General features: G+C 71.1%; 11 protein-coding genes. 3 read left to right on the top strand and 8 right to left on the bottom strand.

The features are described from left to right. Positions 1-50: 50 nt before the first annotated feature. The 7 genes from IAI58_RS04560 to IAI58_RS04530 form a co-directional block, all read right to left on the bottom strand. On the bottom strand, positions 51-2,504 hold the full coding sequence (locus IAI58_RS04560; RefSeq protein ID WP_208776023.1) for an LPS-assembly protein LptD: 2,454 nt from the start codon (positions 2,502-2,504) through the stop codon (positions 51-53). A gap of 134 nt (positions 2,505-2,638) precedes the next feature. Continuing rightward, positions 2,639-3,748 carry an LPS export ABC transporter permease LptG gene (gene lptG / locus IAI58_RS04555; RefSeq protein WP_207450587.1) on the bottom strand — a complete coding sequence of 370 codons (1,110 nt, stop codon included), beginning with the start codon at positions 3,746-3,748 and terminating at the stop codon, positions 2,639-2,641. A gap of 7 nt (positions 3,749-3,755) precedes the next feature. Further along, positions 3,756-4,934, bottom strand: a complete 1,179-nt coding sequence (gene lptF / locus IAI58_RS04550; RefSeq protein ID WP_207450585.1) for an LPS export ABC transporter permease LptF — start codon at positions 4,932-4,934, stop codon at positions 3,756-3,758. 95 nt (positions 4,935-5,029) lie between these two features. After that, a complete protein-coding gene (locus tag IAI58_RS04545) occupies positions 5,030-6,094 on the bottom strand; it encodes an ABC transporter ATP-binding protein (protein WP_207446792.1) in 1,065 nt (354 codons plus the stop codon). Then, positions 6,091-8,301: an ABC transporter permease gene (locus IAI58_RS04540; RefSeq protein ID WP_208776022.1), complete on the bottom strand. Its 2,211-nt coding sequence runs from the start codon at positions 8,299-8,301 to the stop codon at positions 6,091-6,093. Before IAI58_RS04540 ends, IAI58_RS04545 begins: the two co-directional genes overlap by 4 nt. A gap of 10 nt (positions 8,302-8,311) precedes the next feature. Beyond that, a complete protein-coding gene (locus IAI58_RS04535) occupies positions 8,312-9,346 on the bottom strand; it encodes an ABC transporter substrate-binding protein (RefSeq protein WP_207446796.1) in 1,035 nt (344 codons plus the stop codon). Between the two features lie 82 nt (positions 9,347-9,428). Next, positions 9,429-10,424: an NADPH:quinone reductase gene (locus tag IAI58_RS04530; RefSeq protein WP_207446798.1), complete on the bottom strand. Its 996-nt coding sequence runs from the start codon at positions 10,422-10,424 to the stop codon at positions 9,429-9,431. Between the two features lie 155 nt (positions 10,425-10,579). Here IAI58_RS04530 and IAI58_RS04525 point away from each other — a divergent pair, with 155 nt between their 5' ends. Genes IAI58_RS04525 through IAI58_RS04515 form a run of 3 tightly spaced genes read left to right on the top strand, consistent with a single transcriptional unit; the run spans position 10,580 to position 13,508 of the window. After that, positions 10,580-11,350 (top strand): IclR family transcriptional regulator, encoded by a 771-nt coding sequence (locus IAI58_RS04525; RefSeq protein WP_207446800.1) that lies wholly within the window; start codon positions 10,580-10,582, stop codon positions 11,348-11,350. Next, entirely contained in the window at positions 11,347-12,543 is a 1,197-nt protein-coding gene (locus tag IAI58_RS04520; protein WP_208776021.1) for a CaiB/BaiF CoA transferase family protein, read from the top strand. Before IAI58_RS04525 ends, IAI58_RS04520 begins: the two co-directional genes overlap by 4 nt. Then, the gene (locus IAI58_RS04515) at positions 12,540-13,508 is read left to right on the top strand and encodes a hydroxymethylglutaryl-CoA lyase (protein ID WP_207446803.1); all 969 of its coding nucleotides are present in this window, start codon (positions 12,540-12,542) and stop codon (positions 13,506-13,508) included. The genes IAI58_RS04520 and IAI58_RS04515 overlap by 4 nt, the downstream gene beginning before the upstream one ends. Here the strand turns inward: IAI58_RS04515 and IAI58_RS04510 are convergent. Then, complete coding sequence (locus IAI58_RS04510; RefSeq protein WP_207446805.1) at positions 13,484-14,716, bottom strand: MFS transporter; 1,233 nt, start codon at positions 14,714-14,716, stop codon at positions 13,484-13,486. The genes IAI58_RS04515 and IAI58_RS04510 overlap by 25 nt on opposite strands. Positions 14,717-14,743 lie beyond the last annotated feature (27 nt).

Genomic DNA, 14,743 nt, shown 5'->3' with positions numbered 1-14,743 from the left:
CGCGGCGACGAAATCGTCTTGCGGCCGGTTGGCAGGGTTGCCCCTGCCGCTCAGATGGCCCGCAGGCCGAAATCCCCGATCGTCTTGAAGCCGATCCGGAACAGCAGCGTCTCGCCCGAGGGATAGTAGTTGTTGATGTTTTCCTGCTGCGCCCAGTCACGGTGGTAGCTGGTCGTGAAGACCAGGCACTCATCCTCATAGGTCAGGTTGATCCCGGCCGAGACCGGCCTGTCCTGCTGGATGTCGTAGCGGCCATAGACGCCGGCCTGCCAGTAGGTGCCCAGCCGCGCCGATACCCCGCCCGAGACCTCGTTGCGGTCGGTGCGTGGGGAAAGGGTCAGGGCCGGGTTGGGATCGGTGAAGAGGTAGCCGGCGGAGACGCTGACCGGGCCGAGCGAGACGCGGGCGCTGGTCTCGGTCAGGCGGCGGGAGAGGTTCTTGCCGTCAAGCCGCGTGCGGGCCAGCAGGTCCAGCCAGGGCACCGGCGAGAGCCGCAGCCGCCCCACCCAGTCCGAGGCCCGGTCCTCGACGCCCGAGCCCTGGTAGAAGACATCCTCGGTGCTGGCGCGGAAGGAGCGGCCGACCAGCGCCTCGGCCTGCCCGCCATTGGGGAAGAGCCAGACGCCGCGCAGCGCGGCATCGACGCGGGAGCCGCCTTCCTCCCGGTCGCGCCCGGGGAAGCGGTTCAGGGCGAAGAGGTTGGCATCGGTGAACTCGAAGTCGATGCTGTCCTCGTTCGGGATGTCCAGCTGCCGGCCGGTGGAAGGGCCGGTGACGAGCTGCACGCGCGGCTCCAGGATCTGGCTGCCATATTCCCCGGCGCTGCGGATGAAGGGCATGCGCCAGTCCAGCGCCACCCGGACATTGCCACGGCCGGCGGTGATGCTCCGCTCGTCGAAGAAGTTCGGCGCCAGGTCCATCCCGTCGGCCGAGATGCCGTAGAGGTCGGCCTGGCCGCGCAGCGTCCAGATGCTGCCCCAGCGGTCCCGCTTCGGCAGGGTATAGGTGGTGCGGGAGGTCAGCCGGCGCGAATCCGTCCCCTCATCGCGGAAGATGACGAGGGCGCCGGCATCCACCGTCAGGTACCCGCCCAGCGAATCGCGGGGATAGGCGTATTCGGCGAAGGCGTTCGGCAGCACCAGCGGGGTCAGCGGCCCGCGGTCCACCTCGTTCAGCCCCTGATAGGCACGGGCGTCGATGCGGGCGAAGCCCTGCGCGCCCCAGAAGCCTTCCAGATAGACATCCGAGGTCAGCACGCGTGGCGCGCTGTAGCGCCAGGCACGCAGATAGGCCTGGCTGCTGGCGCGGTTCAGGTTGAAGCCGGTGCGCCAGTGCTCATCCAGCGCGAACTGGCCGCTGCTGTAGATATGCCCGCCCCAGCCCTCGTCCTCATCGGTGATATTGCCGCCCTTGAGGTTGCCGACGGAGCCGCTGAAGTTGATCGTGCCGCTGTTGAAGCGGCGGCGGTAGTCGATGCCGAGCCCGGGGTCCTGATCCACCGAGAAGGTCGGCCGCAGGATCATGTCCTGGCTGCCGTCGATGGCCCAGTAATAGGGCACCTGGATGAAGGGGCCGAGGAAGGTGCTGTTGCCCAGGGCCGGCGCGAGGAAGCCGGACTGCCGCGGCACCGAGGGATCGGGATGCGACAGGTAGGGCGTGTAGAAGACCGGCCAGCCGCCGAAATCCAGCGTCGCGTCACGGTAGCGCAGGATCTGCTCGGCCCTGTCATGCGTGGCGATGCGGGCGCGCACCTGCCAGAGCGGCGGCGCGGTGGGGTCATCGGCGCAGAGGTCGCAGGAGGAATAGACCACCCGCGACATGTCCACGATATTGCCGTCCGTGCGGCGGGCGCCGGTGGCCGCCAGCTTGCCATTCTGCGCCAGCCGGGCCCTCAGCCCCTCCACCACGCCATCCCGCATGTCGCCGGTCAGTTCGGCGCGGTCGGCGAAGGTCACCTGCCCGTCCGGCTCCAGCAGCTGCACATTGCCTTCGGCGGTGGCGATGCCGGTCTCGCGGTTATAGGTGAAGGTATCGGCGCGCAGGATGCGCTCGTTCTGCCAGGCCTCCACTGCGCCGCGGGCGATCACCAGGTTGTTGTCCTGCTGATACTCCACCTCGTTGGCGGTGAAGGTGACGGGCGCGTCGCGGTCGTTCCGGGCGGCGGGGGCCGGCGCGGGTGTGGGCGCCGTGTCGGCGCCGGATTGCGGCGGGGCGGGGATGGCGGGGATGGACAGGTCGCCCCCAGCCGGCGGCATGCCGGTGGCCGATCCTGGGGAGGCGACGCCCAGCCCGCCCGGCGCATTGCCCGCCGTGCCGCTGGTGACGCCGGCCCCGGTGCCGGAGCCGATCAGCGACTGGGCCAGCGCCCAGCTTCCCGGCAACATCGCCGGCATGAGCGCGGCGCCCCCCAGCAGGACAGCGCGCCAACATGGCCCGCGCCCGTCGCGGCGCCGCTTGGTGATCCTGGCCGGAACATCCCCGGCGCCGTGCGTGGCTCGGTGCATGGCACCTGCATACCCCGTCCCGCCGACGCCGACGAGAGGGCGCGAGAGCTCCGCCGTGTTTCAGCTCTCCACCGGGACGGAGCAGGATAAGCGCGGCCCGATCAATTTCCGGTCATTCCGGCGGCCAGTGGAGCTCAGCCGTCCTCCAGATGCAGCAGCAGGGTCAGGGCCAGCATCAGTCCCGCCGCGGAGGGTGCCCAGGCCGCCAGCTCCACCGGCAGGTTGCCGGCCTGGCCGAATTCCTCGGCCACCTTGTCCAGCAGGAACAGGGAGAAGCCGGCGCCGACGCCCAGGCCCAGCATGCGCGCCACATCCCCCCGCCGCGACTGCCGCATGGAGAAGCCGGCGGCCAGCAGCGCCATGGCGACCGAGAGCAGCGGCAGGGAGAGCAGGGAATGGAAGTGCAGCCGGTGCCGGGTGCCGGAGAAGCCGGAGCTTTCCAGAATCCGGATGAAGTCCGGCAGCGCCCAGAAGGAGAGGGTATCGGGGCTGGCGAAGCTTTCCTCGATCCGGTCCGGGGTGAGCTGGGTGGGCAGCACCAGGGTCTGCGGCGGGCCCGGCTGCCGGTTGGCGCCGAAGCTCACCGCGTTCCGCAGCATCCATTCGCCGTCGCCCAGCTGTGCCTCCGGCGCCTCCACCCGCACCAGCGGCCAGCCGGTGGGCGAGAGGCGCCAGAGCGAGACGTCCCGCAGCATGAAATGGCCCTGCCCCAGCTCCGGCCGACCGGAGAGGATGATGCTGCCCGCGGGGTCCAGCTCGGCATCTGCCTGGCGCAGCCAGAGCCGCCCGCCCGCCAGCGTGGCGGGGCCGGCGGCGTTCCGCAGATAGCTGGCGTCCAGGCGCTCGGCCCTGGAGAACATGGCGGCGGAGAGCGGCGAGATGACGGTGACGGCCAGCACGCCCAGGCAGGCCGCCACCAGCAGCGGCCCGGCCAGGAAGCCCCAGGCGGAAATCCCGGCGGCCCGCGCCACCACCAGCTCTGAGGAACGGGAGAGGCGCCAGAAGGCGATGATGCCGCCCAGCAGGATGCCGAAGGGCAGGATCTGCAGCATGACATAGGGCAGACGCAGCCCGGCGATGCTCAGCACCAGGGCGAAGCTGGCATCGGTCCGGGTGGCGGCGCGGCGCAGCAGTTCGATGAAGTCGAACAGCGCCACCAGCCCCGTCAGGGCCAGGATCATGATGATGGTCATGACCGCGAAACGCCGCGCCACATAGGCGGAAAGTGTCAGGGCAAAGGGCATGCGGCGCTCAGGAGGTATGGGGGCCGGAGGCGGCGCCCTGGGGGGCGGCTTCCAGCTCCGGCGGCAGGCGCGGCTGGCGCCGCGGCAGGCCCGGCGAGCCCAGCAGCACCCAGATGGAGGCCAGCATGGGCAGGACCACCTGGACCCAGATCAGCGGGATGAAGGCATTGTTGCGCGCCGCCGCATTGCCGGCGGCCAGGCCCAGCGCCAGCAGCCCCACCACCAGCGTCACGCCCACCACCGCCGGCCGCGAATCGCCATGGCGGCGGAAGGAGGTGCTCAAGGCCGTCGCCAGCGCCACCAGCGCATAGGCCAGCGCGGTGAAGGGCGAGGCCAGGCGCTGATGCGCCTCCGCGCGGAACTTGCGGATATCGCGCTCCGGCAGGTTCTCGGCCGGGTCGGGGCTCAGCAGCTCGCCCACGAAACGCTCGCGCGAGTCGCGGTTGCGCGTGGCGTCCTGCTGGCTGCGGGAGGAGGTGGCGAGATCCAGGCTGTTTTCCTTGAAGGTCAGCACGGAGAGCCGCGGGGTGCCGTCCGGGGCCCGCTCCAGCGTCTGCCGCACGCCGTTCTGAAGCGTCACGCGCGGGCCGCGCGGCGTGCCGACCAGCCGCCCCTCCTCGGCCATGATGGTCACGGGCATGGCCGGGTCGCGCGTGTCATGCACCATGATGCCATAGAGATTGCCGTCGCGGTCGCGGCGGCGGGCATAGACGGTCAGGTCGTCGCCCACCGCGCTGAAGACGCCCTCCTGCACCAGGATGGCGGCCATCTGGTTACGGATCTCGAACTGCCATGCACGGAAGGCGGCGTGGCTGACCGGCACCAGCCAGAGCTGGAGGAACAGGCAGAGCCCGGTGGCCAGCCCCGCCACCATCAGCGCCGGCCGCGCCAGCCGCCAGTCCGACAGCCCCGCCGCGCGCATCACCACCAGCTCCCGGTCCCCCGAGAGCCGCACATAGGTGAACAGCGTGACGACGAAGGTGGTGATGGGCAGGATGACCGCCACGAAGCTGGGCAGCAGCAGCCCCGTCAGCTCCACGAAAACGGCGGGCGAGAGGCCGCGGTCCAGCACCAGCTCGATGAAGCGGAGGCTCTGGGTCAGCCAGACCAGGGCGGCGAGGCCCACCGTGACGGCCACCAGCGCGACGGCGAGCTGGCGGAAAAGATAGCGGTCGAGGCGTTTCATGTGGTGGCAGGATACCCCTGGCGGACGGCCAAGGGAAATGACCGCCGCGTGCCACCGCTGAATTGCCTAGGGGGCGCCGGCTGTGAAGCGCGGTTTCACGCCGGCAACACGGCCACGCCGCGCTGCCCCAGGACCAGCCCCACTTCCTCCCCCACCCCGCGCTGGCGGTCGGTCCGAGGGTCGGTGACGAAGACCTCCCCCGCCTCGGTGGCCAGGGTATATTCCACGATCCCGCCGAGATAGGCGGCCTTGGACACCGTGCCGCGCAGCATGGCGGCGGGGTCGCCGGGGTCGAGCAGGGAGACGGCCTCGGGCCGCACCGCCAGCTGCACCTTGCCCTCGGCCGCGCCGCGATGCGGCAGGGAGAGGATGGCGGAGCCGATCCGCACCTGCGCCATCTCCCCCTGCCGGTGGGACAGGGTGGCGGGCAGCCGGTTGGCCTCGCCCACGAAGCTCGCGACGAAGTCACTGGCCGGCGCTTCATAGAGATCGCGCGGCGTGCCCTCCTGCGCGATCACGGCCTGGTTCATCACGATGACCTTGTCGGAGATCGCCAGCGCCTCCGCCTGGTCATGCGTGACATAGGCGACAGTGACGCCCAGGCGCTGCTGCAGGTCGCGGATCTCGTCCCGCATCCTGCGGCGCAGGCGGGCATCGAGATTGGACAGCGGCTCGTCGAAGAGCAGCACGGCCGGCTCCAGCACCAGGGCGCGGGCCACCGCCACGCGCTGCTGCTGGCCACCCGAGAGTTCCGAGGGCAGCCGCTCCTCGAAGCCGGACAGGCCGACCGAGGCGAGCGCCGCGCGCGCCGCCTCCCGCACCCGCGCCTTCGGCTGGCGGGAGACGGTCAGGCCATAGCCCACATTCTCCAGCACGTTCATGTGCGGGAACAGGGCATAGGACTGGAAGACCATGGAGACGTCGCGCTCGGCCGGCGGCACGGCGGAGACATCCCTGCCGCCGATCAGCACGCGCCCCTCGGTCGGGTATTCCAGACCGGCGATCATCCGCAGCGTCGTGGTCTTGCCGCAGCCGGAGGGGCCGAGCAGCGTGCAGAGCGTGCCGGCCGGGATGGTGAAGGAGACGTTGTTCACCGCCACGGCGCTGCCACCATAGCGCTTGGTGACATTCTCGAAGCGGACTTCGGCGGCACGGCTCATGCGATGGCTCCGGGAACGGGCGCGGCGGCGGCGGGGGTGGCGGCGGCCGCGGCGCGGCGGCCGATGCGGCGGCGGCCGACGATCAGGTTCATCACCCCCAGCACCGCCAGCATCAGCACGATCAGCGCCAGCGAGGTGGAGATGGCGAGGCCGTAGTCGCCGTTGATGATGCGGTTGACGATGAAGACGGTCGCCAGTTCGGTATCGGCCGTGACCAGGAAGATGACGGCGGAGACGGTGGTCATGGCGCGGACGAAGGAATAGGTCAGCCCCGCCACGATGGCGGGACGCAGCAGCGGCAGCACCACCCGGCGGAAGGCATCCATCCCGCCGCCACCCAGAGTATGGGAGGCCTCGTCCAGTGAGCGGTCAATCTGCGCCATGGCCGCCATGCCGGAGCGCAGGCCGACCGGCAGGTTCCGGAAGACGAAGCAGGCGACGATGATGGCCCCCGTCCCCGCCAACTCCAGCGGCGGCAGGTTGAAGGCGGCGAGATAGGCCACGCCGATGACGGTGCCCGGTACCGCGAAGGAGAGCAGGGTCGCGAATTCCAGCGCGCCCTTCCCCGCGAAGCGGGTGCGGGAGAAGAGCCAGGCCGCCAGGATGCCCAGCGCCGCGGTGATGGGGGCGGAGATGGCGGAGAGTTCCAGCGTCGTCAGCACGCTGTTCCAGGCGAGGCCGGTCAGCTGCCCGCCCTCGATGGTGAAGGCCTTGGCGAAATGGCGCAGGGTGGGCGTGTAGTCGCGGCCCCAGACCTCGACGAAGCCGCCCAGCATGGCCAGCAGGTAGAGGCCGATGGTCAGCGCCGCCCAGGTGCTGGCGACGATGAGGCAGAGCCGGCGCACGCCGCGCGGCAGCGGCGGCGGCAGGCCGGAATCGCCCTTGCCGGAGATGGAGACATAGGATTTCCGCGCCGTCAGCCGCTGCTGCAGGAAGAAGACGATCAGCGTCAGCACCAGCAGGATCAGCGAGAGGGAGGCCGCGCGACCGGCATCCGCCTGGGCGCCCACCACGGCGAAGAAGATCTCGGTGGCCAGCACGTTGAAGCTGCCGCCAAGCACCACGGCATTGCCGAAATCGGCGATGCTTTCCACGAAGCCGAGCAGGAAGGCATTCGCGAGGCCGGGCAGCAGCAGCGGCAGCGTCACGGTGCGGAAGGTGACCTTCTCATCCGCCCGGAGCGTCTGGGAGGCTTCCTCCAGCGTGGGGGAGAGGCCCTCGACCACGCCGATCAGCACCAGGAAGGCGATGGGCGTGAAGGCGAAGAGCTGCGCAAGGAGCAGGCCGGTCAGGCCATAGATCCAACGGCCCAGCTCGATGCCGAACCAGGCCTCGGCGGCCTGGGAGAGCAGGCCGGAGCGGCCGAAGATCAGGATCAGGCCGAGGCCGAGGATGAAGGGCGGGGTGACGATGGGCAGCACCGTCAGCCAGCGCAGCGGCCTGGCCAGCCGCAGACGCCCGCGCGTGACCAGCAGCGCGAAGGCCAGGCCCAGCGCCGTGGTGCCGGTGGCCGTCAGCAGCGCCAGCAGCAGCGTGTTCCAGACCACGCCGCAGCGCGGCGCGCCGGCCAGGCAGCCCAGGCCCCAGAGCCGGTCGTCCATCAGCCGCGTCACGGCGGCGGAGGGCACGAAGGCCCCTCCGGCATCGCGGAAGGCGCCGGCCATCATCTGGGCGATGGGCAGGGCGGTGAAGACGACGATGGAGACGGTCAGCACCACCGCCACGGTGGAGGTGAAGGCATCGCCCCGGAAGGCGCCCCGCCCCGCCAGCCCCGCCGCCAGCAGCACGCAAAGGCCGGAGGAAACGACGGCGCCACCCCAGCCGATGCCGTATTGCCGGGCCTCGGTCTCGCCGAAGAGGGCCTGCAGCCAGGGAGCCATCCAGCCGCGCGGGCCGATGCTCCAGCCCTGCGCCGCCAGCAGCGCCAGGCCGAGCCCGCCCGCCGCCAGGAACAGCCAGGCCCGGCTGGGGCGGGAGAGCGGCAGCAGCGCCGCCGCCAGCCCTGCCAGCGGCGCCAGCACCGCCGGCCAGAGCCACCACCGGCCTTCCGACAGCGCCATTCCCAGCGCGGGGGCGCCATCGGGGTCGGTCAGCCAGGCACCATCGGCATAAGAGAGGATGCCGATGCCGTCCTGCACCAGATACCAGGGCAGGAGCAGGGCAGCGATCAGCGCGACGGCGCTGGACCAGAGGCCGGCGGAGCGCATGGGTTATTCCTTAGCGGGGAAGGTTGTTGACCTCGCGGTCCCAGCGCTCGATCAGCCGGCGACGCTCGTCGGAACGGCCATACTTGGCGAAGTCGTAGTCGATCAGGCGGATCTGATCCATCTGCGGCGCCTCGGCCGGCACCGGCGTGGCGCGGTTGGACGGCGTCTGGAAGGATTTCGCCTCGGCGCCGATCTGCTGCGCGGCCGGGGTCAGGGCCCAGTCGTAGAAGCGCTTGGCGTTCCGCTCGTTGCGGGCACCGGCGATGATGGACATCGAGCCGATCTCATAGCCCGTGCCCTCGCAGGGGACGACATACTGCACGGGGAAGCCGCCCAGCCGCTCCGTCACCGCATCATGCACGAAGGAGATGGACAGGCCCGTCTCGCCACGCGCCACCGCCTTGATCGGGCCGGTGCCGGAGCGGGGATAGGCGTTGACGTTGCGATGCAGGTCCTTGAGGTACTGGAAGGCCTGGTCCTCGCCCATCAGCTGCACGATGGTGGCGATCATCACATAGGCAGTGCCGCTGGACTGCGGATTGGCCATCTGGATCTCGCCCTTGAAGCGGGGGTCCAGCAGGTCCTTCCAGCAGGCGGGCGCGGCGATGTTGCGCTTGGCCAGCAGCTCCGGATTGTAGCCGAAGCCCATGGCGCCGGCATAGATGCCGACGGTGCGGTAGCCGCTCTGCTCGGCCTGCTTGCGGGCCCAGTCATGCAGCTGGTCCAGCATGGGCGAGCGGTATTCGGCGGAGAGCTTGTCCTCGGCCGCCTGCAGATGCGGGTCGCCGGTGCCGCCGAACCAGATGTCGCCGCGCGGGTTCTGCGCCTCGGCGCGGATCTGCGCCAGCACCTCGCCGCTGCCCTTCTGGGAGACGCTGACGCGGATATTCGTCTCTTTCTGGAAGGCATTGGCGGCCGCCTGGCACCACTCGACCTGGGCCGAGCAATACATGTTCAGCGAGCCCTGCGCGGCCGCCGGCAAGGCGCCGAGCGTGAGCGTGGCCGCCGTGACGGCGGCCAGGGTGAAGACATGGCGCGAAGACATCAGGCATCCCTCCTGAGCGCCCCCGATGGGGGCGTTCCCGGCGCCTGAATGCAATAAAACTGTCACATAATCAACGCTTCCATCAAGGGAGCGTGATAATGACCTTCCCCGGAGCGCCGCCGGCTTCCACCACCTCATGCGCCTCGGCGATCCGCTCCAGCGGGAAGCGGGCGCCCAGCCGGTGGCGCAGCGTGCCGCCCTCCAGCCCCTCCGTGATGGCGGCGGCCGCCGCGCGGTGCGCCTCATCCCCCATCGTATAGACCAGCACGAAGTGCAGCCGGGCATTGAGGTTCATCAGCAAGCGGAACGGGATGGAGGGTTCCAGCCCCGCATCCGAAGCATAGGTGGCGATGGAGCCGCCCCGCCGCAGCAGCCCCGTCAGCATCGGCAGGTTGGCGGCGAAATTGACATCGACCACATGGTCCAGCCCCCGCCCCTCGGCATCGCCGCAGAACCCCGCCACGCGGGCCACCGCATCCTCCCGCCTGCGGTTGACGACCAGCGCCGCGCCGGCGGCCTGGACAAGCTCCACATGCTCGTCCCGCCCCACCGTGGCGATGACGCGGGCGCCGGCCTGAGCGGCGAATTGCACGGCATAATAGCCCACCGCGCCAGCCCCGCCCGTGACCAGCACGGTGCGGCCCCGCACCGGCCCATCGGCGAAGACGCAGCGGTGCGCCGTCATGGCCGGCACGCCGAGGGCCGCGCCTTCCTCGAAGCTCACGCCCGGAGGCAGCGGCACGGCCTGACCGGCCGGCAGCGCCACATATTCGGCGGCGGTGCCGAAGGCGCGGCCCAGCTGCGCCTCATACAGCCAGACGCGCTGGCCGATGCGGGCCTCGCTCACCTCCGGCCCCACCCCTTCGACCACGCCGGCGCCATCCTGATGCGGCACCACGCGCGGCCAGGCATTCGCGCGCGCGCCATTGCCGATGCGGGACTTGGTATCGGAAGGGTTCACGCCACTGGCATGGAGGCGCACAAGCACCTCGCCGGCTCCAGGCTCGGGCACCGGCATCTCGCCTAGCCGCAGCACCTCCCGCGCCGGACCCGTCCGCTCATACCAGGCTGCCTTCATGGTCGATCCTCCTCCCGCCCCTCCAGGGGCGGAGCATGGTGCCGCCCCCGCGCGGCAGGGGCCAGGGCGGGAGCGGGGCTGCGGCAGTGCTGTGCGGCGCCGGCACAGATGGCATCCGCTTGACGCCTTGGGGCCAGCTTCATCATAGTCCAAGAATGGAATTCTATTCTGCTGGACAGAACGGCATGGATGCCGAGGAGAGCGGCGGAGTGGCGGCGGTGGACCGGGCCCTCTCCCTGCTCGGCGCCTTCCGCTCCGGCGACCATGCGCTGGAACTGGCGGAGCTGTCGGCCCGCACGGGGCTGTACAAGAGCACGATCCTCCGCCTGGCCCAGTCCCTGCTGCGGCACCGCCTGCTGACGCGGCGGGAGGATGGGCGCTACGCCATCGGCCCGGCGGCGCTGCGGCTCGGTGCGCTCTATCAGGCCAGCCATGACACGGCGGAGGTTCTGCTGCCGCTGATGCGCGCCCTCTCCGCCGCCACCGGGGAAAGCGCCGTATTCTATGTACGCGCGGGCGAGGCCCGGCTCTGCATGCACCGGGTCGAGGCTCCGCGCGCCCTGCGCTACACGGTGCGGGAGGGAGAGACGCTGCCGCTGAATGCCGGCGCCCCAGGCCATGTTCTGCTGGCCTTCGGCGGTGCCCCCGGCGAAGCCTATGACCGTATCCGCGCCCGCTTCTGGCACGCCGCCTTCGGCGAGCGCGATCCGGAGATCGCCAGCATCGCCGCCCCCGTCTTCACGACAGGCGGCAGGCTGGCGGGCGCGCTGGCGGTGGCTGGCCCCCTCACCCGCCTGGATGGCGGCGCCATGGCGCGCATCCGCCGCCCGCTGCTGGAAGCGGCGGCCGAGGCCACGCTCGGCTTCGGCGGCGAATCCGGTCCGCTGCTGCGCGCCGCCGAATACCCGGAGGAGATTCCCGAATGACCCCGCTGCTCGATGGCATCCGTGTGCTGGACCTGAGCAATGTGCTGGCCGGCCCCTTCTGCACCTACCAGCTGGCCCTGCTGGGGGCGGAGGTCGTCAAGATCGAGCAGCCCGGGCGCGGTGATCTGGCCCGGCGCCTAGGCGCCGACCCGGAGGCGGCCGAGCGCGGCATGGGTGCCTCCTTCGTCGCGGTGAACGGCAACAAGCAGTCCGTCACGCTGGACCTGAAGAAGCCGGAGGGCAAAGCCATCTTCCTGGAGATGGTGGCCCGCGCCCATGTGGTGGTGGAGAATTTCCGCCCAGGGGTGATGCGGCGGCTGGGCCTGGATCATGCGGAACTGGCACGGATCAAGCCCTCCCTCGTCTATTGCGCCATCTCCGGCTTCGGGGCCGATGGCCCGCTCTCCCAGCGCCCGGCCTATGACCAGATCATCCAGGGCGCGGCGGGGGTGATGAGCATCACCGGGGACGCGCAGTCGGCGCCGCTACGGGTAGGCTACCCGGTCAGCGACACCATGGGCGGCATGACCGCCGCCTTCGCCGTGGTTTCCGCCCTGTTGCGGGCGCTGCGGACGGGGGAAGGCGCCTTCCTCGATGTCTCCATGCTGGAGGCGACCCTAGCCTCCATGGGCTGGGTGGTCTCCAACCACCTGAATGCCGGCATCGACCCCCAGCCCATGGGCAATGCCAATTTCACGGCTGCCCCCAGCGGCACCTTCCGCACCGGGCAGGGCCTGCTGAACATCTCCGCCAATGAGGACAAGCAATATACCGCCCTCTGCGCGCTGCTGGAGCGGCCGGACCTGCTGAGCGACCCGCGCTTCGCCACCCGCCAGGCCCGCAAGCAGAACCGGGACGCGCTGACGGCGGAGGTGGAGGCCGGCCTCGCCAGCCGTGGCGCGGCGGAATGGGAGGAATTGCTGGTGCGGGCCGGCGTACCGGCGGGACGGGTGCTGAGCGTGCCGGAGGTGCTGGCGCATCCGCATCTGGCCGGGCGCGGCTTCGTCGCGGAGCTGAAGGGCGAGGCCGGGCCGCAGCGGGTGACGCGCGGCGGCTTCCGGGTGGATGGGGAGAGCGCGCTGCCGCGGCAGCCGGCCCCGGGCCTTTCCGCCGATACCCGGCGCTGGCTGGTGGATGAACTGGGCCATGATGAGGCCGATCTGGCTCGTCTGGCCAAGGAGGGGGTGATATGAGCGACCTGCCCGCAGCCGTCGATATCCTGGAGGAAGGCCCGCGCGAGGGCTTCCAGATCGAGCCCGGCCCCATCTCCACCGCTGACAAGATCGCGCTGATCGACGCGCTCTCCGCCACCGGGCTGAAGCGCATCCAGGTCGCCTCCTTCGTCAGCCCCAGGCTGGTGCCGGGCTGGGCGGATGCGGAGGGGGCGGTGGCCGGCTTCACGCCGCGCCCCGGCGTCGAATATGTCGCGCTCTGGCTGAACCCGAAGGGCATGCAGCGCGCCCTGGCCTTCCGCGACCGGCTGGCCATCACCGGCAGCATCAGCCTCAGCGCCTCCGAGGCCTTCTCGAAGCGCAACCTCAACCGCGACCGCGCCGGGCAGATGGAGGCCATGCGCCAGAGCATCGCCGCCCATGCAGAGGCCGGCGTAGCGGTGACGCGTATCAGCCTGATGGCCGCCTTCGGCTGCAATTTCGAGGGCGACGTGCCCGTCAGCCGCGCCATCGCCACCCTGGCAGACGGCATGGCGCTGGCGGCGGAGAGCGGCAGCCGGATCGACCGCGTGGTGCTGGCGGACACCATGGGCTGGGCCAACCCGGCGCATGTCGAGCGGCTGGTGGGTGCGGTGCGGGAGCGCTGGCCGGAGCCACGGCTGACCCTGCACCTGCACGACACGCGGGGCCTGGGCATCGCCAATGCCCATGCCGGGTTGCGGATGGGCGTGACCGCCTTCGACGCGGCGGTGGGCGGGATGGGCGGTTGCCCCTTCGCCGCCCATCCTGGTGCCCCCGGCAATATCGCGACGGAGGAGCTGGTCTTCCTCTGCGAGGAACTGGGCATCCGCACCGGCGTGGACCTGCGGGCGCTGCTGGAGACCGGGGCCCTGGCCGAGCGGATCGTCGGCCGCCGGCTGCCCAGCGCCCTGCTGCGCGGCGGCGCCCTGCCCCGGCCGCGTCAGCCCGTCAGCGCCGGGGCCTGATCCGGCTGCGGCTGCGGCTCCGGCCGGGGACTCTGCCGGGTCTCCGGCATGGCGAAGAGCACCAGCAGGAAGGTCAGCACGCCCACGCCGCCCAGGCCGATGAAGGCGATGCTCGGTCCGGCCCAGCTGGCCACCGCCCCCGCGGCGGTGGTGCTGATGCTGCCGCCGATTCCGACCGCCAGTCCGAAGAGGCCCATGCAAAGGTTGAAGCGGTTGGTGCCGCGCGTCAGGTCCGCCGCCACCAGGGGCACCAGCACGGCGAAGACGCCCGCCGTCAGCCCATCCAGCGCCTGCGCGGCCATCAGGGCCCAGGGCCCGCCCCAGAAGGCCAGCAGCGCGCCCCGGATCGGCAGCACCGACAACCCGGCCAGCAGCAGCACGCGACGCCCCCGCGTCTCCGCCACCTCGCCGATGCGCGGCGAGATGGCGGCGACCACGATCTGCGAGACCACCAGCCCCGCGCCGACGATCAGGTTGGCCTTGCCGCCCGAGGCATGCGTGGCCTCGGCGCCCGCCAGCGGCAGCATGGCGGCGTTGGAGAGGGTGAAGAGGGCGCAGCAGGCCGCGAAGATCAGCACGCCCCGGTCCAGCAGCAGGTCCCGCAGCTTGCGCTTGCGGCGGCGGCGGCTGCGGATGCTGCGCACCTTGGCCTGCAGGTCCTGTGAGCGGATGCTGCGCAGCGCCAGGATGGCCGGGATCGTCAGCAGCGCCGTCAGCCAGAAGACCGAGGCCGCCGAGATATAGGCGCCCGCCAGCCCGAGGCCCGCCGCCGCCGCCGCATTGCCCAGCGAGGCATAGCGGCCATTGCGCCCGAGCCGCGTGCTGAGTTCCGCGCGCCCGACCATGGACAGGCTGATCGCCGCCAGCGCCGGCACCAGCACCGCGCTGGCGATGCCGTGCAGCACCTCGGAGGCCATGACCGGGATGGTGCTGGGCCAGAGCGCCAGCAGCAGGGCACTGCCGGCGATGGCGATAAGGGCCAGGAGAGCGGCCATGCGCTTGTGCCTGGTGGCATCCACCAGCATGCCGGCCGGCACCTGGGCGACCATGGCGGTCAGTGTGCCGACGCTCAGCGCCAGCCCTACCTGCGCCGCCGACCAATGATGGGCGGTCAGATAGACGGCAATGAAGGGGCCGAAGCCCGTCTGCACATCGGCCGCGAAAAAAGTCAGCCAGTCCAAGCCGCGCTGGCTGCGTGCGCTGGGCATGCCCGTGGTCCCCTTTTGGGATCCCTG

The sequence above is a fragment of the Roseomonas marmotae genome, assembly GCF_017654485.1.
Classification (GTDB): Bacteria; Pseudomonadota; Alphaproteobacteria; order Acetobacterales; family Acetobacteraceae; genus Pseudoroseomonas; species Pseudoroseomonas marmotae.
The sequence above is the reverse complement of the archived record's forward strand: the minus strand, read 5'-3'. Positions and strand labels throughout refer to the sequence as shown.

Excerpts from the sequence above, each read along its gene's own strand:
- lptG (WP_207450587.1), bottom strand. The coding sequence starts at position 3,748 with ATGCCCTTTGCCCTGACACTTTCCGCCTATGTGGCGCGGCGTTTCGCG.
- IAI58_RS04545 (WP_207446792.1), bottom strand. The coding sequence starts at position 6,094 with ATGAGCCGTGCCGCCGAAGTCCGCTTCGAGAATGTCACCAAGCGCTAT.
- IAI58_RS04520 (WP_208776021.1), top strand. The coding sequence starts at position 11,347 with ATGACCCCGCTGCTCGATGGCATCCGTGTGCTGGACCTGAGCAATGTG.
- IAI58_RS04525 (WP_207446800.1), top strand. The coding sequence starts at position 10,580 with ATGGAATTCTATTCTGCTGGACAGAACGGCATGGATGCCGAGGAGAGC.
- IAI58_RS04535 (WP_207446796.1), bottom strand. The coding sequence starts at position 9,346 with ATGTCTTCGCGCCATGTCTTCACCCTGGCCGCCGTCACGGCGGCCACG.
- IAI58_RS04540 (WP_208776022.1), bottom strand. The coding sequence starts at position 8,301 with ATGCGCTCCGCCGGCCTCTGGTCCAGCGCCGTCGCGCTGATCGCTGCC.
- IAI58_RS04530 (WP_207446798.1), bottom strand. The coding sequence starts at position 10,424 with ATGAAGGCAGCCTGGTATGAGCGGACGGGTCCGGCGCGGGAGGTGCTG.
- IAI58_RS04510 (WP_207446805.1), bottom strand. The coding sequence starts at position 14,716 with ATGCCCAGCGCACGCAGCCAGCGCGGCTTGGACTGGCTGACTTTTTTC.
- lptF (WP_207450585.1), bottom strand. The coding sequence starts at position 4,934 with ATGAAACGCCTCGACCGCTATCTTTTCCGCCAGCTCGCCGTCGCGCTG.
- IAI58_RS04515 (WP_207446803.1), top strand. The coding sequence starts at position 12,540 with ATGAGCGACCTGCCCGCAGCCGTCGATATCCTGGAGGAAGGCCCGCGC.
- IAI58_RS04560 (WP_208776023.1), bottom strand. The coding sequence starts at position 2,504 with ATGCACCGAGCCACGCACGGCGCCGGGGATGTTCCGGCCAGGATCACC.